This window comes from Rubrobacter aplysinae (assembly GCF_001029505.1).
Taxonomy (GTDB): Bacteria; Actinomycetota; Rubrobacteria; order Rubrobacterales; family Rubrobacteraceae; genus Rubrobacter_A; species Rubrobacter_A aplysinae.
The window spans coordinates 77358-98062 of sequence record NZ_LEKH01000009.1; the positions used below are offsets into that span (position 1 = coordinate 77358).

The 20705-nt window shown below is 63.9% G+C and carries 22 protein-coding genes; 18 read left to right on the forward strand and 4 right to left on the reverse strand.

All coding sequences use genetic code 11. From position 1 onward, the window contains the following. Nucleotides 1-261: 261 nt before the first annotated feature. From ABD53_RS10385 to ABD53_RS10395, 3 genes are read right to left on the reverse strand one after another with little or no spacing between them, the layout of a single operon-like run. On the reverse strand, nucleotides 262-708 hold the full coding sequence (locus ABD53_RS10385; RefSeq protein WP_047865706.1) for a hemerythrin domain-containing protein: 447 nt from the start codon (nucleotides 706-708) through the stop codon (nucleotides 262-264). Next, entirely contained in the window at nucleotides 705-1031 is a 327-nt protein-coding gene (locus tag ABD53_RS10390) for a cupin domain-containing protein (RefSeq protein WP_160309674.1), read from the reverse strand. Before ABD53_RS10390 ends, ABD53_RS10385 begins: the two co-directional genes overlap by 4 nt. A gap of 60 nt (nucleotides 1032-1091) precedes the next feature. Continuing rightward, complete coding sequence (locus tag ABD53_RS10395; protein WP_047865707.1) at nucleotides 1092-1496, reverse strand: cupin domain-containing protein; 405 nt, start codon at nucleotides 1494-1496, stop codon at nucleotides 1092-1094. A 445-nt stretch (nucleotides 1497-1941) separates the two neighbouring features. Between ABD53_RS10395 and ABD53_RS10400 the strand changes: the two genes are divergently transcribed. The 18 genes from ABD53_RS10400 to ABD53_RS10480 all read left to right on the forward strand — a co-directional run bounded on the left by ABD53_RS10400 (nucleotide 1942) and on the right by ABD53_RS10480 (nucleotide 20318). Beyond that, on the forward strand, nucleotides 1942-2208 hold the full coding sequence (locus tag ABD53_RS10400; RefSeq protein WP_047865708.1) for a hypothetical protein: 267 nt from the start codon (nucleotides 1942-1944) through the stop codon (nucleotides 2206-2208). A 142-nt stretch (nucleotides 2209-2350) separates the two neighbouring features. Continuing rightward, complete coding sequence (locus ABD53_RS10405; RefSeq protein WP_047865709.1) at nucleotides 2351-2785, forward strand: RrF2 family transcriptional regulator; 435 nt, start codon at nucleotides 2351-2353, stop codon at nucleotides 2783-2785. A gap of 724 nt (nucleotides 2786-3509) precedes the next feature. After that, nucleotides 3510-4826: an MFS transporter gene (locus tag ABD53_RS10410; RefSeq protein WP_047865710.1), complete on the forward strand. Its 1317-nt coding sequence runs from the start codon at nucleotides 3510-3512 to the stop codon at nucleotides 4824-4826. A 32-nt stretch (nucleotides 4827-4858) separates the two neighbouring features. Further along, nucleotides 4859-8500, forward strand: a complete 3642-nt coding sequence (locus ABD53_RS10415; protein ID WP_047865773.1) for a nitrate reductase subunit alpha — start codon at nucleotides 4859-4861, stop codon at nucleotides 8498-8500. Beyond that, complete coding sequence (narH, locus tag ABD53_RS10420; protein ID WP_047865711.1) at nucleotides 8500-10137, forward strand: nitrate reductase subunit beta; 1638 nt, start codon at nucleotides 8500-8502, stop codon at nucleotides 10135-10137. Before ABD53_RS10415 ends, narH begins: the two co-directional genes overlap by 1 nt. After that, nucleotides 10134-10751, forward strand: a complete 618-nt coding sequence (gene narJ, locus ABD53_RS10425) for a nitrate reductase molybdenum cofactor assembly chaperone (RefSeq protein ID WP_053057940.1) — start codon at nucleotides 10134-10136, stop codon at nucleotides 10749-10751. The genes narH and narJ overlap by 4 nt, the downstream gene beginning before the upstream one ends. Then, on the forward strand, nucleotides 10748-11587 hold the full coding sequence (narI, locus tag ABD53_RS10430) for a respiratory nitrate reductase subunit gamma (protein WP_235401527.1): 840 nt from the start codon (nucleotides 10748-10750) through the stop codon (nucleotides 11585-11587). The genes narJ and narI overlap by 4 nt, the downstream gene beginning before the upstream one ends. 19 nt (nucleotides 11588-11606) lie before the next feature. Beyond that, nucleotides 11607-12122, forward strand: a complete 516-nt coding sequence (locus tag ABD53_RS10435) for a hypothetical protein (RefSeq protein ID WP_047865712.1) — start codon at nucleotides 11607-11609, stop codon at nucleotides 12120-12122. A gap of 3 nt (nucleotides 12123-12125) precedes the next feature. Then, nucleotides 12126-12767 (forward strand): SDR family NAD(P)-dependent oxidoreductase, encoded by a 642-nt coding sequence (locus ABD53_RS16010; RefSeq protein ID WP_084709513.1) that lies wholly within the window; start codon nucleotides 12126-12128, stop codon nucleotides 12765-12767. A 488-nt stretch (nucleotides 12768-13255) separates the two neighbouring features. Continuing rightward, complete coding sequence (gene gdhA / locus ABD53_RS10445) at nucleotides 13256-14593, forward strand: NADP-specific glutamate dehydrogenase (protein WP_047865777.1); 1338 nt, start codon at nucleotides 13256-13258, stop codon at nucleotides 14591-14593. A gap of 230 nt (nucleotides 14594-14823) precedes the next feature. Beyond that, nucleotides 14824-15294 (forward strand): DUF4149 domain-containing protein, encoded by a 471-nt coding sequence (locus ABD53_RS16015; RefSeq protein ID WP_152670726.1) that lies wholly within the window; start codon nucleotides 14824-14826, stop codon nucleotides 15292-15294. Between the two features lie 12 nt (nucleotides 15295-15306). Continuing rightward, a complete protein-coding gene (locus tag ABD53_RS17295; protein ID WP_160309675.1) occupies nucleotides 15307-15465 on the forward strand; it encodes a hypothetical protein in 159 nt (52 codons plus the stop codon). 103 nt (nucleotides 15466-15568) lie between these two features. After that, nucleotides 15569-16138 (forward strand): TetR/AcrR family transcriptional regulator, encoded by a 570-nt coding sequence (locus ABD53_RS10455; protein ID WP_047865713.1) that lies wholly within the window; start codon nucleotides 15569-15571, stop codon nucleotides 16136-16138. Nucleotides 16139-16175: 37 nt separating this feature from the next. Further along, nucleotides 16176-16763 carry a hypothetical protein gene (locus ABD53_RS10460; RefSeq protein WP_152670727.1) on the forward strand — a complete coding sequence of 196 codons (588 nt, stop codon included), beginning with the start codon at nucleotides 16176-16178 and terminating at the stop codon, nucleotides 16761-16763. A 30-nt stretch (nucleotides 16764-16793) separates the two neighbouring features. Continuing rightward, nucleotides 16794-17018, forward strand: a complete 225-nt coding sequence (locus ABD53_RS10465; RefSeq protein ID WP_047865715.1) for a hypothetical protein — start codon at nucleotides 16794-16796, stop codon at nucleotides 17016-17018. Nucleotides 17019-17137: 119 nt separating this feature from the next. Next, a complete protein-coding gene (locus ABD53_RS10470) occupies nucleotides 17138-18001 on the forward strand; it encodes a sigma-70 family RNA polymerase sigma factor (protein WP_053057943.1) in 864 nt (287 codons plus the stop codon). Between the two features lie 808 nt (nucleotides 18002-18809). Further along, nucleotides 18810-19799, forward strand: coding sequence for a hypothetical protein (locus ABD53_RS10475; protein ID WP_047865716.1), 990 nt, complete (start codon nucleotides 18810-18812; stop codon nucleotides 19797-19799). Between the two features lie 147 nt (nucleotides 19800-19946). Next, nucleotides 19947-20318, forward strand: a complete 372-nt coding sequence (locus ABD53_RS10480; protein WP_047865717.1) for a DUF488 domain-containing protein — start codon at nucleotides 19947-19949, stop codon at nucleotides 20316-20318. A 248-nt stretch (nucleotides 20319-20566) separates the two neighbouring features. On the opposite strand, the gene ABD53_RS18015 is transcribed toward ABD53_RS10480, so the two are convergent. After that, nucleotides 20567-20701 (reverse strand): universal stress protein, encoded by a 135-nt coding sequence (locus ABD53_RS18015; protein ID WP_160309676.1) that lies wholly within the window; start codon nucleotides 20699-20701, stop codon nucleotides 20567-20569. Between the last annotated feature and the right edge of the window lie 4 nt (nucleotides 20702-20705).

Genomic DNA, 20705 nt, shown 5'->3' on the forward strand with positions numbered 1-20705 from the left:
CGGCGCAAGCCAGTACCTCGTAAGCCCGGCGCTCCCGGCTATCGGGGGCAGCCGCTACATGGCTTCCAAGACTCCGTCGTCCACTGCTTCCAAGACTCCGTCGTCCACTACGTGATCCCCATCCCGGTTTACCGGATCGTTTGCCGCCCGGGAGTTCTGGTCTCCCGGTTTTCTCCACCTCGTGCCGCCCTCACATACCGTTCTATGCTTATACGCAGCGATTCGCCGGGGATTCTCTTCCTCGGTGAGAGAGGGCAGGATCTACTCACCAGCGAGCCTGTCCGCGACCTCTTTTAGCGCCTCTTCGGTAAGGGCTTCTTCTATCATCGGGAAGACTTCACGCTCCTCGAGGCGGATGTGTTTATCGAGTAGCTCACCTAGCTCCCCGAGGGTTTCGTGCTTAACGTCTTGCCGCGTGAGATCCAACTCCAGCCGCGCCGCGAGAGTACGAATATAGTGATGCTGGACGAACATGCTCACCAGCGACTCGTTGTCGAGCCTCATACCGGAGCGTGCCAGCACCGGCAAAAGCGCGTTCTCTTCCTTGACGAAGTGGGGCTCTGTCTCTTCCTTCCAGAACTCCAGGAAGGTACCCGCAACCTGCCCCGGCTGCTCTTCTCCGGACGCAGCCTTTCTCAGTCGCCGGGCCATGACCAGCCCCTGATGATGGTCGTCCGAGAACTCCCGAAGATACGGGTGACGCTTCATTCCCCACCCCCGTCAGACTCGCCCGCCCGCACCTCTCGTACCCTCCTGTGTGCTTTATCTCCGAGCCTTATCGGGCCTCGGCGACGATGGATGCTCAGGTAGGCGAAATCTTCCGAGGCGCTCTGGATCTCCCTGCTCACACCCTTGGGCACAAAAACCAGCTCTCCCGCCGCAAGACCGTGCTTCTCACCGTCAATCACCACGCTCCCGAGACCGGATACCCCGACCAGGATTACATCCACCTCTTCATTCGTGTGTTTACCGATACCTCCCGTGGAAGAAAACCGTACGAGGTTGGCGTTGAGGTCCTCACCCTCCTCCAACGTCCAGACCGTACCCTCCCGCCTCCCGGCTGCGGCCGCGACCTCCGCTAGATCCACGCCTTACTCAGAGGACTCTGCCCCGGGGCTCCCCCCGGCGCCTGCCACGGTGAGCAGACACACCGCCTCCTCCAGGGCCTCTACCGTGTGCCGCACTTCGGCGTCGCATGTTAAGAGAGTCCCGGCGGCGGCCTCTGTAGTCTCCTCCGTAGTAGCGAAACGAATGCGCCCCTGCCGCACGCTCAGGCTGAAGGGGCCGGGCGCGGAATGCTCCTCAAGCCTGTCACCGGCCTTCATGACCAGGAGCACCACGTTCATCCCCTCGCCCTTGCGCAGGGTAATGGAGTTGCGCTTGCCCTCCCGCCAGGCTTCCTCCCTACGCAGCCGAGACGCCTCGGCCTCCAGGTCGAAACTTTGCAGCGGCCCGTGCAGGGGCCGCTCCGAGCCGGGATGTGGCCTACTCGACATATACTCTCCTCCTGTCGCTGCTCCGTGAATCAGGCGCGAGCCTACCATTACAATAATAGTGATAGTATTGGGAATGTGCAATACGAGTTTTCGCGGTGGAGTGTACGGGACGGGGCGACATCCTATGAGGGCCCTAAGGAGTCCCGGCAACTGCTTGAACGCCTGCGTGAAACGGGACTGTCGCCGCCGGTTCGGAGCCTCGCCGCGGGGGAGATGATCGAGCGGGAGGGGGGGAGGACGACGGGTCTGTGAATAAGGGCCGAGAGGATTGTAAGTCTACACGGAGTACGCCGGATACAAGGGCCGTAAACGGCCTACACCCGGACTTCCCATTCCACGGGTCATTTCGGTTGCCTGGCCTCCGCCGCGGGTCCCCGCATCCCCTGCGTGGGCGGCACGGTCACGTCCCGAGTTTTCACTTGTATTGTCTAACCTTCCGGATGAGGTGATCGGTTTCCGGGAGGAGATGGTGTGGGTCCTCTGCTCCCGCCGGACCGGAGTACGCCTGGGCCGCTCTTTGCTGGTCTCCACCGGATGTTTATGGAGGGGTGCCGGTGGAGCTTATCCGGAGACCGTGCTGGAGCTGGACCAGCAACAAACCATCAACGAACCAGCAGCATACCCGCAACACCTGGCGGACCTGATCGCGGCGTCTTGGGGTACGATGGGTCCTATATTGTGGAGGCTGGGTGAGGGCGGGTTCCGGAGGTAGGAGGCTCGTGTATCACCGTAGTAGACTCCGGGTTCTTGGTCGGTATCGTCGAGGAAACCGGACCCGTACGCATAGACACCTATAGTAGGAAGCCACGGCTAGAAGCGGGAGAGCACCAGCCCAAGCTTATAGAAGGGTAGATATGAGACTCGAACTGAGTAGTGAGGGACGCTACGCCATGCGGGCGTTGGTATATCTGGCCCGGTTCGGAGAGCGGGTCAACGCGGACACCATAGCGGCCGAGGCCAAAATACCGCGGCGGCTCTTGGCGCGCATCCTGGCCCGGCTCTCTCACGCCGGCCTCGTACAGAGCCACGCCGGACGCGGTGGCGGCTCCACACTCGCCAGGCCGCCGGAGGAGATTACGCTCCGCGACGCCGTCGAGGCCGCAGAAGGACCGTTCAAGGTTACGAGGTGCATTATGAAGGACCGCAACTGTGGCGAGGGCAGGCCGTGCGCAATGCACGACGCCTGGGAGGAGGGACAGGGTGCCATCCTGGAGTACCTGGGCTCTCAGACCCTGGATGAGTTCGTCTCCGAAACGGCAGCCGGAGCCTTCCCGCTGGAGACCAGCTAGAGACCAGCTAGAAAAACCAGGAGCCTCCGCCCATCTCTCACGAGACAGGGAATGGCTGACGTGGCTGCCGGTGCCAACCCGGATCTCCTACAAGTCCCGTTCCGCGGCGCGGATAACTCGGCCGGGCGCGGGGCGCCTCTAAGAGCCGCGGGAGCGCGGAGAATACGAGCATGGTCAGCACGGTCCTCCTGGTAGCCGCCTCGCGTCCAGAGAGCTTTTCCAGGCTGATCCCGGGCCTCCTCGGCCTACCCTCACGAGCGCGAACCCGTACATCCTGAAAGGGCATTAGCTCCTCCGCCCTACCTTGCCCGGAGGCGCCGTCCCGGCCGAGTTATCCGCGCCGCGGAACCCACCCTCTTTACATTCCCCTGATCACTCGCAAAAGAGCCCGGACGACCATCCCGCCAACAAACGCTGGAGGCCGTACCTCGCCGGCGTCGCTTCGTGCTTCCCTTCACTCGCTTCCACCGGGACCGCTAGATTTACTATTACGTTAATAGTAATATTTCAACTGGTTATACAGGCGGCGTGCGGAGGAGGCGGCATCCTTGGGTTTGGTCTTTGCGAAGGTCCATACCTCCCGCGTGATTGTTGCCGGTGAGCGTTACTCGTTACCGGGCGTCCTACCCAAGGTTGGCGTCAGGTGGGGTGTCGGAATCGGGTCGGTCCAGGAGGCGGTCCTGGAGATCAGGGACGTTGTATCCAGCTGGAGAGGAGGGCGAGGATGAGTGAGGGAGCGGAGGCTACGATACAGGGTAGTCGGCGGGGAGCACTCTGGCTGGCGACTTTGGGGTTCTTCGGCGGGTTTGCCGGAGTGGCCGTGTTCGGGCCCATGGTGCCCCGCTTCGTGGAGATACTCGGCCTGACGCCGCTACAGGCCGGTCTCATGGCCGGCATACCGAACCTCACGGGCTCCCTGCTACGAATACCCTTCGGCGCCTGGGTGGACCGGGCCGGCGGCAAGAAGCCTTTCCTGTGGCTCCTGAGCCTCACGCTCGTCGGAATGGCGGGCCTGCTAGTGGTGCTCGGGACCTCTTACCCGGACAACATGGACGGGCTGTTCCCGGTTCTCATGGGGCTGGGGGTCTTGATCGGCTGCGGTATCGCGACCTTCTCGGTTGGCATATCGCAGGTCTCCTACTGGTATCCCCAACGTCAGCAGGGCGGGCCGCTCGGGATCTACGCCGGACTCGGTAACACGGGACCCGGAATCTTCTCGTGGCTACTGCCCGCGGTCGTCGCCTCGCTCGGTATTCTCACCGCCTACGGGCTGTGGTTCGTCGGGCTCGCGATCATCGTCGTCGTGTACGCGATATTCATAAAAGACGCCCCATCGTTCCAGCTCCAGAAGCAGGGAGCCGAGGCGGGCCGGGAAGAGCTGCAGCGCCACGGGCAGGATCTCATCCCGACCGGCTCGACCTGGGCGGGGCTGAGGAGCGCCGCCGGGGTGCCCGCGACCTGGGCGCTGGTGTACTTCTACTTCATATCTTTCGGCGGATTTCTGGCCCTGACGGCCTGGCTGCCGACCTACTGGACCCAGACACACACCGTCGCGGCAACCACCGCCGGGCTTCTGACGTTGATGTTTAGCCTCATCACCGCCCTGATCCGGGTCCCTGGCGGCATGCTCTCGGATCACGTCTCGATCCGCTACGCCCTTACGGGCAACTTCCTGCTCATTATCCTCGGAGCCGGGTGGATAGCCCTCTCGGCGAGCTTCTCTGCCGCGGTGGTGGCGACCATAGTGATCGCGGCCGGCATGGGGCTCCAGAACGCAATAGTCTTCAAGCTGGTCGCGTTCTACGTCCCGAACGCCGTCGGCGGAGCGTCCGGCTGGGTCGGTGGCCTCGGTGCCCTGAGTGGTTTTCTGCTGCCTCCGATCATGGGTGCCATAGCGGGCTCTGCGGCCGGGGATCTAGCCTACGCCCGCGGCTTTCTGGTGGTCGCCGGGCTGGCCGTTATAGGCATACTCGGCGTCGGCTGGCTGACCAACTGGACCTGGCAATCCCGACCCGAACAATCGAAAGGAGACTCCCGGTGAGCGATTCTTATAACCACCCGCTGCTCCGTGGGATGCAGTACTTCCGGCGGGGTGGCGGCGACCGGGACGGCTGGAGCGAGGTCAACAACCGTGGCCGCGAGTGGGAGGACGTGTACCGCGAGCGCTGGCAGCACGACAAGGTCGTCCGCTCCACCCACGGCGTCAACTGCACCGGTTCGTGCTCGTGGAAGATCTACGTAAAAAACGGCATCATCACCTGGGAGACCCAGCAGACCGACTACCCCTCAAACGGCCCAGACACCCCCGAGTACGAGCCCCGCGGCTGTCCGCGTGGAGCCTCCTTCTCCTGGTACACGTACTCTCCGAGCCGCGTGAAGTACCCCTACGTACGCGGCGAGCTGCTAAAGATGTACCGCGAGGAGCTCTCGCGCACCGGAGACCCGGTACACGCCTGGGCCGCCGTCGTAGAGGACCCGGAGAAGGCGCGAGCGTACAAGTCCCGGCGCGGCAAAGGCGGCTTCGTGCGCGCCTCGTGGGACGAGGTCTCGGACATGATGGCCGCCGCCCACGTGCACACCATCAAGAGGTACGGTCCCGACAGGGTCGTAGGGTTTTCCCCGATACCGGCGATGAGCATGGTGTCCTACTCTAGCGGTACGCGTTTCCTTTCGCTGATCGGCGGCGTCATCCCGAGCTTCTACGACTGGTACGCCGACCTCCCGCCGTCCTCGCCCCAGGTCTGGGGGGATCAGACCGACGTGCCCGAGTCCGCCGACTGGTTCAACGCCTCCTACCTCATAATGTGGGGCTCGAACATCCCCATTACCCGCACCCCCGACGCCCACTTCATGACCGAGGCCCGCTACAAGGGCCAGAAGACCGTCGTCGTCAGCCCGGACTACTCAGACCACACCAAGTTCGCCGACCACTGGCTCCCGGCCCAGCCCGGCACCGACGGGGCACTCGCGATGGCGATGGGCCACGTCGTCCTCAAGGAGTTCTTCGTAGATAGGCAGGTGCCGTACTTCCAGAGCTACGTCCGCAAGAACACCGACCTCCCGATGCTCGTCACCCTCACCGAGCGCGACGGGGAGGGCGCCTACGTGCCGGATCGCCTCCTGCACGCAGCGGACCTCGGAGACGAGGGTGAGAACGCCGAGTGGAAGACGGTCCTCATAGACGAGAACACGGGCGAGCCCGTCGTGCCGAACGGATCTCTGGGCTTCCGCTACGGCGACGAGGGTGTTGGAAAGTGGAACCTGGAGCTCGGCGAGACCGAGCCGCGCCTGTCGCTGCTCGATGCTCACGACGAGTTGGTCGCGCTGGACCTGCCGCGCTTCGACGTCGGCGAGACGGAGGGGGGAGGTGTGATCCGTCGCGGCGTCCCCGCCCGACGCGTCGGCGAACACCTCGTAACCACCGTGTACGACCTCCTGCTGGCGCAGTATGGCGTCGGGCGCGAGGGGCTGCCGGGCGAGTGGCCGCGGGACTACGATGACCCCGAGCCATACACTCCGGCGTGGCAGGAGGAGGTCACCGGCGTGGACGCCGGGCGGGCGGCCAGGATCGGGCGCGAGTTCGCCCGCAACGCCGAGAGGACGAACGGACGGTCCATGATCGTTATGGGCGCGGGCACGAACCACTGGTATCACTCGGACCAGATCTACCGCTCGATGCTCACCCTGATCCTGCTCTGCGGCTGCCAGGGCGTGAACGGCGGCGGCTGGGCGCACTACGTCGGCCAGGAGAAGGTACGCCCCATAACCGGCTGGTCCACCGTCGCCTTCGCCTTCGACTGGAACCGCCCAACCCGCCACCAGGCCGGCACGCCACTCTGGTATCTGGCGACAGACCAGTGGCGCTACGAGTCCTTCACCGCCGACGAGCTCGCCTCGCCAACCGGCAAAGGGACGTTCCAGGGCAAACACTTCGCCGACTGCAACGCCCAGGCCGCCCGCCTCGGCTGGCTGCCCTCCTACCCGAGCTTCGACCGCAACCCCTTGCAGATCACGGCCGAGGCCGAGCAGGAGGGCCTGAGCGTTCAGGACTACGTCGTGCAGGAGCTCAAGGCGGAGCGCCTGCGCTTCGCCGCCGAGGACCCGGACGCGCCGGAGAACTTCCCGCGCGTTCTGACTCTGTGGCGCTCGAACCTGCTCGGCTCCTCCTCAAAGGGCCACGAGTTCTTCCTAAAGCACCTGCTCGGCGTCCCGGACGCGGCGGTGCGCTCCGAGGAGATGCCCGAGGGTATGCGCCCCGAGGAGCTGGAGTGGCACGAGGAGGCGCCGGAGGGCAAGCTGGATCTCCTGACCACCATAGACTTCCGCAAGAACGGCTCCTCGCTGTACTCCGACGTGGTGCTGCCGACGGCGACCTGGTACGAGAAGAACGATATCTCCTCCACCGACCTGCACCCCTTCGTCCACCCCTTCAACCCGGCGATAGCGCCGCCGTGGGAGGCGAAGAGCGACTGGGACATCTGGAACCGCGTCGCCGAAACCTTCTCCACTCTGGCGAAGAAGCACCTCGGCGTGCGGAAGGATCTCATCGCCGCGCCTTTGCAGCACGATACACCGGACGAGCTCTCCCAGCCGAACGGGCGCGTGCTCGACTGGAAAAAGGGCGAGTGCGAGCCGGTGCCCGGCAAGACCATGCCCAAGCTAATAGAGATAGAGCGCGACTACGGCCTCGTCGCCGAGAAGATGAAGGCTCTCGGCCCGGCGGTCGAGAACGTCGGCATCGGGGCGAAGGGCGTTACCTGGAAGCCCGAGGAAGAGGTCGAGCACCTAAAGCGCAAGAACGGCACAGCGCGCGGCGTCGCCGCCGACGGTCGGCCGTCGCTTGCGAGGGCGGATCAGGTCTGCGAAGCCATCCTCGCCCTCTCCGGCACCACCAACGGCCGCCTCTCGGTCGAGGGCTTCAAGCAGCTGGAGACCCGCACCGGCCGCGAGCTCGCCGACCTCGCAAAAGACCGCGAGGAGGAGCGCATCACCTTCGCCGACGTACAGTCACAGCCGCGCAAGGTCATCGTCTCGCCCGAGTGGTCTGGCACCGAGGGCCGTGAGCGCCGCTACTCGCCGTTCACCATAAACGTCGACCGCTCCATCCCGTGGCGTACCTTGTCTGGCCGGCAGAGCTTCTACGTCGACCACGAGTGGATGCTGGAGTACGGCGAGGGACTGCCGACCTACCGGCCGCCGCTCAACCTGGGCAAGCACCTGGGCGCGCTCACCGGCACCGACGCGTCGGGCGGCGCGGCGGAGGTGGTGCTCAAGTACCTCACGCCGCATTCGAAGTGGTCCATCCACTCCGAGTTCCAGGACAACCTGAGGATGCTCACGCTTTTCCGGGGCGGCCCCGTGATCTGGATCAGCGACCGCGACGCCGAAAAGATAGGTGTCTCGGACAACGACTGGCTGGAGGCGTACAACCAGAACGGCGTCGTGGCGGCGAGGGCCGTCGTCTCGCCCCGCATCCAGGAGGGGACCTCGATCATGTACCACGCCCAGGATAGGCACCTGAACGTGCCAATCAGCGAGGTCTCGGGCACCCGCGGCGGCACGGAGAACTCGCTGACCAAGATCTACGTAAAGCCCACGCACATGATCGGGGGCTACGCCCAGCTCTCGTACTTCTTCAACTACTACGGCCCGACGGGCTCCCAGCGCGACGAGCTGACCGTAATCCGCAAGCGGCAGGGAAAGGTGGAGTACTAGTGCGCGTCAAAGCCCAGATAGCGATGGTGATGAACCTGGACAAGTGTCTGGGTTGCCACACCTGCTCGGTAACCTGCAAGAACGTCTGGACCAACCGCGACGGCGCCGACTACATGTGGTGGAACGACGTCGAGACCAAGCCCGGCGTCGGCTACCCCAAGCAGTGGGAGGACCAGGACCGCTGGCGCGGCGGCTGGGAAACGAAGAACGGCAAGCTCAAGCTCAAGGCGGGCGGCAAGCTCAACAAGCTCGTCAACATCTTCTACAACCCCGACCTGCCCGCCATAGACGACTACTACGAGCCCTGGACCTACGACTACGACACGCTCACCAAGGCCGGACCCTCCAAGCACCAGCCGGTCGCCCAGCCTATCTCCAAGCTCACCGGCGACCCGCTGGAGCTGGAGTGGGGGCCGAACTGGGAGGACGACCTGGCCGGTGCGAAGGAGACCGGCCCGCTCGACCCAAACATCCGCGACGGGCTCGAAGAGAGGATCACGCACGAGTACGAGAGCGTGTTCATGATGTACCTGCCGCGCATCTGCGAGCACTGCCTCAACCCCTCCTGTGTCGCCTCCTGCCCCTCGGGCGCGATGTACAAGCGCGAGGAGGACGGCATCGTGCTGGTGGACCAGGAGCAGTGCCGCGGCTGGCGCTACTGCGTCTCCGGCTGCCCCTACAAGAAGGTCTACTTCAACCACAACACCGGCAAGGCCGAGAAGTGCACCCTCTGCTACCCGCGCATCGAGGCCGGACAGCCCACCATCTGCTCCGAGACCTGCGTCGGACGCCTGCGTTACATTGGATTGATATTTTACGACGCCGACATGGTCGAGGAGGCGGCTTCGGTCCCCGAGGACGAGCTGCTCGAAGCCCAGAAGCGGGTGTTCCTGGATCCCGAGGACTCGGAGGTTAGGGAGCAGGCCCGGTTCGACGGCATCCCTGAGGACTGGATCGAGTCCGCCCGCCGGTCCCCCATCTACCCGCTGGCGATAGAGTGGGGCGTGGCGCTGCCGCTGCACCCGGAGTTCCGCACGATGCCAATGGTGTGGTACGTGCCGCCGCTCTCGCCGGTCATGGGCCTCGTCGAGGACGGCGAGCCTGACCCCGACGACGTCTTCCCGGCCATAGACGAGATGCGCATCCCGGCCCAGTACCTGGCGAACATACTCTCCGCCGGCGACGAGGAGGTGATCCGGGACGTGCTAAAACGCCTGGCCGCGATGCGCTCCTACAAGCGGGAGGAGAACCTGACCGGCCAGCCCGACCACGCCGCCGCCGAGGCCGTCGGCATGACGCCTCAGCAGGTGGACGACATGTACCGGCTGCTCGCGATAGCCAAGTACGAGGACCGCTACGTCATCCCGCAGGCCCACAAGGAGCTCGCGGCCAAGCTGGACGAGCAGCAGGGAACCTGCGGGTTGGACTTCGAGGGCGGCCCCGGGAGCTGCGCCGAGCCCTCCGGCGGCGCCAGCCCCGGCAAGTCCGTGCGCAGCGAGGAGTTCTACGCCATGAAGGAAGAGCTTGAGCGCCGGGCCGGCGGCAACACGCAGGCCCCGAACGTGCAGCTCTTCACCAAGAAGGCCGACTTCGAGGCGTTCCACCTCAAGGGAGAGCCGGGAGGCGCGGGCGCATGATGGTCTTCAAGCTGCTCTCCATACTGCTGCGCTACCCCGACGACGTGGTCCTCGCCCACCGCGAGGAGGTGGCCGAGGCCGTGCACGAGCTGCCGGACTCCGCCGAGAAGCGGGCGATGCAAGACTTCCTGGACTACTGGCTGGGCGCAGAGACGCACCGGTTGCAGGCTGAGTACACCGCTACCTTCGACTTCCGCGGCCGCGGCAATTTGTATCTCTCCTACTACACCTACGGAGATCAGCGGCTGCGGGGTCAGGCTCTGGCGGAGATCAAGCAGGTGTACGAGGCCGCCGGATACGAGCTGGACTCTACCGAGCTGCCGGATCACCTGCCGCTCGTGCTGGAGTTCGCCGCCGCCGAGCCCGAGGCCGGCGGGCGGCTGCTCGCCGAGTTCCGGGGCGCTATAGAGCTCATACACCGCTCGCTGGGGCGTGACGAGAGCCCGTACGCGCCGCTGGTCGAGACGCTGGCCGGGATGCTGCCAGAGCTGGACGAGGAGGAGATCGGCAACCTGCGGAAGCTCATCGCGCAGGGGCCGCCGCAGGAGACCGTGGGGCTGGAGCCCTACGGCGCGGAGACCCCGCCCGGCGGGGCGCTTGGAGGTGTGAGTTGAGTGAGTTGACTCTGTGGGAGCAGTTTCTGTGGGTGATCTTCCCGTACCTCTCGTTGGTCACGTTCGTGATCGGGCATTTATATCGCTACCGCTACGACCAGTACGGCTGGACGCCGAAGTCCAGCCAGATCCTGGAGCGGCGGATGCTGATGTGGGGCGTGTTGCTGTTCCACTGGGGCCTGCTGTTCGTGATCGGTGGTCACGTCATGGGGCTGCTGGTGCCGATAGGCGTCTATCGGGCGATCGGCGTCACCGATCACAACTACCATCTGCTCGCTCTGTGGGTCGGGGTCCTAGTCGGGTTCGTGGCGCTGGTTGGCATACTAATCCTGAACCTTAGGCGCTGGTTCAACCCCCGCATCCGTCGCAGCACGGACACTATAAAGTTCGTAACAGATGCCCTGCTCTTGCTGGTCATAGTGCTCGGCATGGCCGCGACCATCGGCTACCGGGTCTACTCAGCGCAGTACGAGCTACAGTCCGAGTTCGAGTACCGGGAGACCATCGGGCCCTGGTTCAGGAGCCTGTTCATATTCCGTCCCGAGGGCGGGCTGATGCTCGGGGTGCCCGTGATCTTCCAGCTACATACCCTGGCGGCGTTCGTGTTGTTCGGGTTGTGGCCGTTCTCCAGCCTGGTCCACGCCTGGAGCGTGCCGCTGGGCTACGCCCGCCGCCGCTACGTGCAGTACCGTAGCCGCGACCCGCGGGCCGCCCTGGCCCGCGAGCGCGCCAATCGCGACGCCCGGCGTAAGGCGCCCCGCAAAACCGGGAAGGAGACCGCCTCCCCCCGGGAAGAGGAGCGGGTCGAGTCCGGGCGTGGCCGGGGGTCCGAATGAGAGTGAGGGAGGTGCGCGCGTGATCCAGAGCTTGAAGACGAGCGTGTCGTGGAAGGCCGTGCTCTTGGGGTGGGCGGCGGCGATCGTCACGGGCATAGTGCTGAACCTGACCTTCCGGGCCGCAAACTACTGGATCTTCAACGCCGGCCCGCTCGGGCTAAGGGACACCGCGGCCCTGGTGACCATATCCCTGATCGTCGGCTTCCTCGCGCACGGGGTTGGCGGCTATCTCGCCGGCAGGGTAGCCCACTACCGGGGAGGCCTGAACGGGGCAATGGTCGCGGTACTTGGTACCGTGGCCGTGATCGCCGCCATTATCCTGGTGGCCGCGATCTTGCTCGCGACCGCCGGGGCGTTATTCTCGGGCGGTGTCCCATTGACCATGCCGCGGGGCGGGATCGGCGGCATCCTGATAGCGCTCGTGTCCCTCTTTCTCGCCAACCTCCTCGGCGGCTACCTCGGCGGCAAGCTCGGAGAGTTCGAGGTCGGTCTGGGCCGTCCTTCCGGTAAACCACCGCCCGCAGAGAGAAGGTAGATCATGCAAACCTTGAACGGCAAGACGGCGATAGTCCTCGGGGCCTCTTCCGCCTACGGGGCCGCGACGGCCAGGATGCTCGCCCGCGAGGGGGCGGCCGTGGTGCTCGGCGGCCGCAGCCGCGAGACGCTAGAGGCGCTTGAAGAGGAGATAACGGGCTCCGGCGGGCGGGCGGTCTCACTCGGGGTGCATCTGGCAAAGCGCCACCACCTGGAGCATCTGGTTCAAGCGGCGACGGAGACGTTCGGCGGCCTCGACATCCTCGTGTTCGCCGCGAGGTGCTCCTCTCCGCCGCTGCAGAGCCTGGACATCGAGGCCTTCGAGCGATCCGTGGACGTAAACGTGAAGGGGCTTCTATACACTCTGACGTCCATGCTCCCGGCCATGCAGGAGAGTGGCGGCGGGCACGTGATCTACCTCGGACCCGAGGAGCCCGAGGAGGACGACCCGCTGTACGAGGCGGGGCTGGCCGCCGCGGACGTATTGCTCCAGGAGTCGTGCCGGGCCTTCGGCGAGGATCAGATCGTGGCGAGCGAGCTACTTATCCCGGCGACCATGAACGCCGGACGTTGCGCCGAGACGGTCCTCGGGGCGCTAACCGCCCCGGATAGGGAGGCCGTCAGGTTCTCGACCCTCAGGATCTGAGCCTGTGCCCCAGATAGCCGGGCCCTCCAGAACGCTCCGTGGCCCCGCTAGAGCGGAGTCCCGGAAAGAGCTCGGGGCGCTCCGTCCAGGTCTACAGAAGCACACTGCAACCAGAGACGTAGCATCCGGCTCCGGGCTGCCGGAGCCCGGAGATATTAAGCGCCCCGCTGATAAATGCTAGAGACACGCTAGAGGTACGATAATAACTTGTTCGACTCCCCGGCTATGACGAATCCTGCCGGCTGGCCGCCGCGGGCGCGGGGTTTGGCAGGCCGGCGTCTCGCGGTTAAGCTCCGTCTAGGGAGCGCTCCTCCCGGCACTGCTTCCGGGCGCTCGCCTACGACGGCCACCTACGAGAATACTTACGAGAAGATGTATCGGCCCTCACACGGTAGGATACCCCGGTGGACAAGGAGGGAGAAAGTTTTTGAGCCTTCCACGAAGCAGTTATTGCGAGCAACCGGAAGAGAGACCTTGAGTTGAGCAAGATGGGAGCGTGGGTCGAGGACATCCACGAGGAGGTGGTGGACCGGAACCCGCACGAGCCGGAGTTTCATCAAGCCGTGGGTGAGGTGCTGGCGTGCATAGGGCCGGTACTTGAGCGGTATCCCGAGCTGGTCCGGTACAAGGTCGTGCAGAGGCTGTGCGAGCCGGACCGGCAGATAATGTTCCGCGTGCCGTGGCAGGATGATCAGGGCGAGTTCCAGATCAACCGCGGCTTCAGGGTGGAGTTCAACAATGCTCTGGGACCCTACAAGGGCGGCCTGCGGTTTCATCCTTCGGTGTATCTCGGGATCGTGAAGTTCCTGGGCTTCGAGCAGATCTTCAAGAACAGCCTGACGGACCTCGGTATCGGGGGCGGCAAGGGAGGATCGGACTTCGACTCCAAGGGCAAGTCGGAGGGTGAGATCATGCGCTTTTGCCAGAGCTACATGACCGAGCTCTACCTGCATCTGGGGGAGAGGACCGACGTCCCAGCGGGCGACATCAGCGTGGGCCCGCGGGAGATCGGGTACCTGTTCGGCCAGTACAAGAGGATCACCAACCGCTACGAGACGGGCGTTATCACCGGTAAGGACGCGGCTATCGGCGGTACGCTGGGCCGCGTCGAGGCCACCGGCTACGGCTGCGTGTACTTTATCGAGGAGATGCTGGGCGCCCGCGGGCAGGTCGTGGAGGGCAAGACCTGCACGGTGTCCGGCTCGGGCAACGTCGCCATCTACGCCATAGAGAAGCTCCAGGAGCTCGGCGCGAAGGTGGTCGCCTGCTCCGACTCCAGAGGCGTTATCCACGATGAGCAGGGCATAGACGTACAGTTGCTCAAGCAGATCAAGGAGGAGAAGAGGGCCCGCATCTCCGAGTACGCGGCCGCCTTGGACCGTGCGCAGTACACCGGGAGCGGCAACATCTGGGAGACCCCCTGCGACCTGGCGCTACCCTGCGCCACCCAGAACGAGCTCCACGAGACCGACGCGAACAAGCTCGCGGAGAATGGCTGTATCGCCGTGGCCGAGGGGGCGAACATGCCAACCACCCCGGAGGCCGTGCAAGCCCTGGGCAGAGCCGGGGTGATCTTCGCGCCGGGTAAAGCGGCGAACGCCGGAGGGGTGGCGGTCTCGGCCCTCGAAATGCGCCAGAACGCCGGACGGGAGCCCTGGAGCTTCGGGGCCGTGGACAAGGCCCTCAGGGCCACCATGAAAGACATCCACCGCGTATGCCACACGACCGCCGGGGAGTACGGCCTCGCCGACGATTACGTCTACGGGGCGAACATCGCCGGGTTCCTCAAGGTCTCCAGAGCAATGGTCTCGCAGGGGCTGGTTTGAAGCCGGGCGCTAATTTCACAGGATAAATCGGCCGTCCCTCTCGCCGGCTCTTCGGCATAGCCAGGGACCGGCGAGGGCCAGGATAGTCTAACTCCGTACTTACCAAACGCGCCCCGAATTTAACAGTGGACGAGCCGGTATAAACGCGGATGTTGCAATAATATGACTAATTTAGTAATATATTGGGTGCTATAAGGCTCTGGCTGCCGAGGTTCGGGGAGGTGTTTCTTATGGAGACGCTCGTACACACGCTGCACGTGATGCTGGCCGGGGCTTGGCTCGGGGGGGTGGTCTTCACCACCTTCGTGGTCTCTCCGGCGTTCAAGGCCATGAAATGGAGCGAGCCCGAGCGGGTCGGGGTGCGCTCGATGGTAGGCCGATACTACGCCAGGGTGGCGAACGCGAACCTTGGGCTACTATTGCTCTTTGCCGTTCTGGATGGACTGGTCCTCGGGTTTGGCGTGCTCTTCGTTATCGAGTACGTACTGCTTGTGGTGTTGCTCGGTCTGGTCGGGGCCCACGGGGCGTACTTCGGGCGTAGGATCGCGGAGCTTGCCGCCGCCGAAGCGGAGGCGGGGAGCCCCGAAGAGGCCAGGTCCTTTGCCGGACAACGGAGAAAGCTGGGTGCGTTCTCCTCCCGCCTCTCCCAGGTGAACCTGCTTGTCAGCGTGGCGATCGTGGTCCTCGCGATAAACGGATAGGGGGCTGGTACCGTGCCCATCGGCGACCTGAACGTGCCCGTAATCGGCAAGAACGTGGTTATCGGCGCTCTCGTCCAGTCTCACATATTCTTTGCAACCTTCATCATCGGGGCGGTGTTTATCGCCGACACCGCGGCCAGGAAACGAGCCCGCGGCCAACTCCCGGTTTGATCTCCCTGTTCTTTGATAGTAATATACGTACAGAATGAATGTTAATGAGGAAAGCACCGGACGGCGTACACAGGCACAGAGGCGGGCGGTCACCAGGCGGGCCTTGCTGGACGCGGCCCGTTCCCTGTTCTCCGAGAGGGGTTATCACGGGACGGCCGCGGAGGAGATCGTGAGGCGCGCCGGGCTAACACGGGGTGCGCTCTACCATCACTTCGAGGACAAGCGGGACCTGTTCCGGGAGGTGGTAGACGAGATGGAAGGGGAGATAGACGAGGAGATCGAGGCGGCCGAGCACGCGGAGGGCACGCTCCCGGAGTCTGTAATGGCCGGGTACCGGGCATTCGTGGACGCCGTGTTCGATCCCGAGGTGAGGCGTACGTTCTTTCTGGACGGGCCCTCGGTGCTGGGCTGGCAGTGGCGTGAGATAGACGCGCGGCACGCGGTCGGCAAGATCGAGGCCGGGCTCGAAGCCCTTATAGCGGAGGGCTTCATGGAGCCACGGCCGGTCGGGCCGATGGCGCGACTGATCAACGGTGCATTAGTGGAAGGAGCGTTTTTCGTGGCTGCCTCGGACACGCCGGAGACGGCGAGAGACGAGGTATGCGACGGGATGGAGCGCCTTCTATACGGCCTTATGAAACGCAGTCCCGACTCTCAAGCGTCTCGAAGTTAGAGCGTGCAGGGTCCTTAGCCAAGGAGGAGGCCTCGTGATGAGCGGCCACCCGAAAACGTTCTGGCTTATAGTCAGGCCCCGGGTCTCCGTTACAGACGGTATAGAGGTTACGGAGGCGTGGAGGAGCACTCTGGCTGCGGGTAAGAAGGCGCTGGTGGTGTTTAGCCTCGAGTCCGAGGCCGGGACATTTCTCGGAGAGGCTCTGAGAGGTAATGCCGATGATACAGATGATGCCGAAGAGGTCGAGAGTGGCTGGGCGCTCAGGGAGGTCGGCGCCGGGGAGCTAGTCTCGTTGCTGCACTGCCTGTATGCAGGCACCGAGCGGGTGGTGTTGGATCCTTCGCCGCCCGAGTTGGCCGAGTTGGCCGAGTTGGCCGAGTTGTACGGGTTGGATGGCTGGAGCGAGGCCCAGAGCCTGGACCGGGAGGCGTTCGTAAGGCTCGCCCTCGAACGAGGTAGCGGCCTTCCTGCCACCTACGGCTGCGAGCCTCCCTCCACAGGACAAACGGTCAAGACCGGCAAGCCAGAGACGACCAGTCCCTTCTGCTCGGACTCCGGGAAAGGAAGGGTTCGGTCTGCGAGCCGGTACAAACCGCGGGACGGTAAGCCGGTGCGGCCACGCTAGACCGCAAGGCTGAGAGAGGAGAGGAGCATAATGCTGAACAAGTGGTTTGGTAATAGTGACCATCTGCCTCGCCAGAAGGTGGAGGCCGTCGTCAAGGTCATAGACCGCTATCTTTCCGAGGAGGCCGAGCTACACGGGCTGCAGACCGACAAGCAGACCATGCACCCGAGAGACCTCCCCCCGGAGAAACGCGAGGCGCTCATAAGCGAGGTGTTCTCCATTTTAGAAGAGGCCAGGGAGAAGCAAGAGAGGTAGTTCCCGTAGCCTGGTAATACAAGCGCCGTGGAGGTCTAAGCATGCGCCCACCAGAAGGAGCCATTCGTGTCGGCTACGATTGTGGTTACAGCGAGTGCCGGGCCCTGTAGAGGGTACGGATGAAGGAAGAGAATAGCCGGGTAGAAGAGGCCCCGGAGCTCGTGCAGGGGTATCTGGAGCGCATAGGCCAGGGTAAGCTCCTGAGTCCCCGACAGGAGGTTAACCTCGCCAGACGCGCTCACTCTGGTGATGAGCTGGCCCGCAGGACGCTCATCGAGAGGAACCTGAGGCTGGTGGTCAGCGTGGCGAAGAAGTACCGGGGCATGGGCTTGCCCTTCGCGGACCTCATCCAGGAAGGCAACCTGGGCTTGATCAGGGCCGTGGAAAGGTTCGATCCCGAAAGAGGATACCGCTTCTCCACCTACGCCACCTGGTGGATCCGGCAGTCCGTGGGCCGGGCTCTATCCGATAAGGGGCGCACCATAAGGCTACCGGTGCATGCCGGAGATAGGGTGAGGAAGGTCGGAGGCGCTGTAGCGGCTCTTTCGCTGGAGCTTGGCCGCGAGCCGACCGATGAAGAGCTGGCACGGCGGCTCGGTTGGAGCGCCGAGCAGGTGCAGGAAACAAAGAACATCACCCCCGAGCCGGGCAGCCTGGATAAGACGGTCCTTTCGCAGGACGAATCCTCCAGGCTGGGGGACTTCATAGTGGATGAGTCGTCATCCGAAGGCGTAGAGGAGGTGATGGCGCGGATGGAAAAAGAGCGGCTACGGGAAGCCATCGGTTGCCTGCCACACAAGAGCCGCTACGTGTTGGTAAGACGCTATGGCCTCGACGAGCAGGATCCGGTAACGCTCGCCGAACTCGCCAACGAGCTACAGCTATCGAGAGAGCGGGTGCGGCAGTTGCAGCGCGAAGCGGAGAAATTGCTGAGATCCGACGCCAAGCGGACGTCCAGAGGCTCCGCCCGTACCGTTGCGTAACATGCTTTTGTGAGACCCACGAGTTTAGGTTTCGTCAAGAGGACAAATAAGGTCGATATAAGAGCAACATAAGGGCAATCGACATGGGCAACAGGGAGTAGCGCAGATGGGTGGACGTACTGACCGTACTGACCGGGTCCGCGGCGGCCCGGGTCACATGGCTCGGAGAAGCCGTGCTGGCGCCGCTGCAGTCCTTCTTTTACCTTATGTCCCGGATGCAGGGTTGGCGACAAGCGTGTTGGCCGTACCGCAAGGTCCACAGGGCCTCTCCACAGCGCATAATTCGCCGCGAGGGAAATACACCAGACCGTTTGCCCGGGAGAGTTGGCCGGCGCGCCGCCGAACGCTCGTAACAGATCCTCCAGAGCCTGAGCAACCAGCCCTCCGAGATAGACGTCGAGATGTGCATCCTGGGTTACCGGGTCTGCGTGAGAGACCGGATCACACTCCGCCGTATGATCATTGCGGAACCCGCGGAACGCCCCATGCTCAGCCCGCCCCGGAGATTGGGGCTCGGGTTAGCCCGGCGCCGTTACCCGGGCTTGATAACATTATCACAATACTATGACTATAAAAGTAATAGTATTTGTGGAAGGTCAGGTTAACGGAGGGTCTATGGACCTATAAAACCTATAAAAGGGTACGAGGGTTGGTTGGAGCGGCACGGGGCGGGGTTCGGGCTCCCGGTGCCGGGACTTCTGTAGGCATTCGCGAGCATGCCCGTCGTCGTCCGCCGCCAACAAGCGTCACCAATAAGCGGTGATAGCTACAAAGCAAAAATCAGGAGGCGACAGGAGGATGCTCTGCGATGGACTGCAACTGGTTACAGTGGCGTTATTACGAGAGGCTCTGGGAAGAGTTCGAGTATAGGGGGTGGGAGCTAGGGCCGGTACGGTACGTGAACCTCCCGTCGGCCTTTGCGGAGTTTGGGCCCTACCGCATCATGTTTCGGTACCGGGAGCCGGCCACGGACGAGGGGCTGTTCGAGGTGCGCCGGATACACGAGGGCTACGAGCGGGAGGTCATACTGGTATGGGGCGTACCCACGCCGCACGAGGCGCAGAGCCTGCTCCAGCGGTACGGCGTCGAGCAGCTGGGTGAGACCTCCGAAGAGACCCTTAACGAAGCCCTGGCTTGCGGAGCATCCCGCTGCTCAGAGGGATCATGGGAGAGTCTGCTGCCACCCGTGGTCTACGCCGAGAGCTTCTCCGGGGCTCCAGGAGGCGATAGCCAAAAGATGGATGAAACAGCGGCGGACGGCGGCGGATCGCAGCGAACCGCAACGAAGCTCGGAAGAGCGCATGAAGGAGCTTATATGAGACAGGAGGTAGGGTGGGGTACACGGGACACCAGACCCCGGTCCGTGTCCGCGAAGCGTGGCCTGATCCGGACCCTGGAGCGGGGCATCGGGAAGAATATCGAGAGGGTCCGGCAGCATATCGAGCGCTCGCACCGGGCAGCCTTTGCCCGCGAGATGGCGGCGGAGACCGAGCGGGATGAAGCGTGGTTGGAGGCCGTCGAACGGGAGCGGTCGCAAGCGCGGGAGATCGAGAGCGTGCAGGGCGAGGGACTACGAAATGCCGCCGTGAGCAAGAGCGGGGCCGTCCTCGTCGCGCACTCCGGGGGCTCCGGCGAAACTCTGGAGCGGCTCGCGCGAGAGGGGGCATACCTTGCGGACGTGGTCTCGGACGGCGGTAGTGGCGGAATCGACAAGTCCTGGCTGGTCTTCAAGGAATCTACAATGGCGCCGCGGCAGAGGGTGGCCATGACGGCATCCGGAGAGCAGGCCCGGAGGTAAGTCACCCGGTCGGCCACGCCCGGATTATCCAGCTAGAGGCCCTGAGATTCGGCATCCGGGGCACCGAGAGCCTGTGTGCCGGGAGCTGACCTACGGACTTACAGACACTACTGAAGCGTGTACCGAATCCCGTGAGAGGTGACGATTATGGCGGATAAGCAAATAAGCACCAAGCGCATCTACGAGAAATCCCAGGACTCGGACGGGGAGCGTATCCTGGTCGACGGGGTATGGCCCAGAGGCGTATCAAAACAAGATGCCAACCTATCGGAATGGCGCAAGGATCTTGCCCCGAGCAGCGCCTTGCGCAAGTGGTTCGGCCACGACCCCTCTTTGTGGGAGGAGTTTCTGGAGCACTACTACAAGGAGCTAGAGGAGGCGGGCAAGCTAGACGACTTGGAAGAGCTTGCCCGCCGGGCCCGGAACGAAAAGGTAACCTTGCTCTTCGCCGCCAAGGACACCGAATACAACAACGCCCGGGCGCTTGCCCTGTACGCGGAAGACATGGGAGGCCGGTAGCCACGAGGACAGAGGTTACCAGTCTGCACGTCCCGGTTTGATCCGGTTACGATGAGAGGCCCCTAGGCTACCCAGGATCAGAAGAGCCGAGTAGATTTCCTCGGCGAGCGCAACAATCTCCTCTGCTGGCCATCCTCTTCTCAGGCGCGCCCCTGAGACTCCCACCTCCCTCTGGGCAAGTTCATCCAACTGCCCTGCCAAAAGCTCCTGAGCCTGTTGCTCTTAGTACTCCGAGTCCCTGGCGAGCTCTAGGGCCGGATGCGCGTAGACGGGTGCGGCGCGCAGATGTGGACGAGATGTAGCCTGGAGCCCGTTCTCCGGGAGATGTCTACGGCGGCGCGGCAGGGCAGGGTGGCATCTTCAGAGCCGTCTGTGGCGAGCAATATG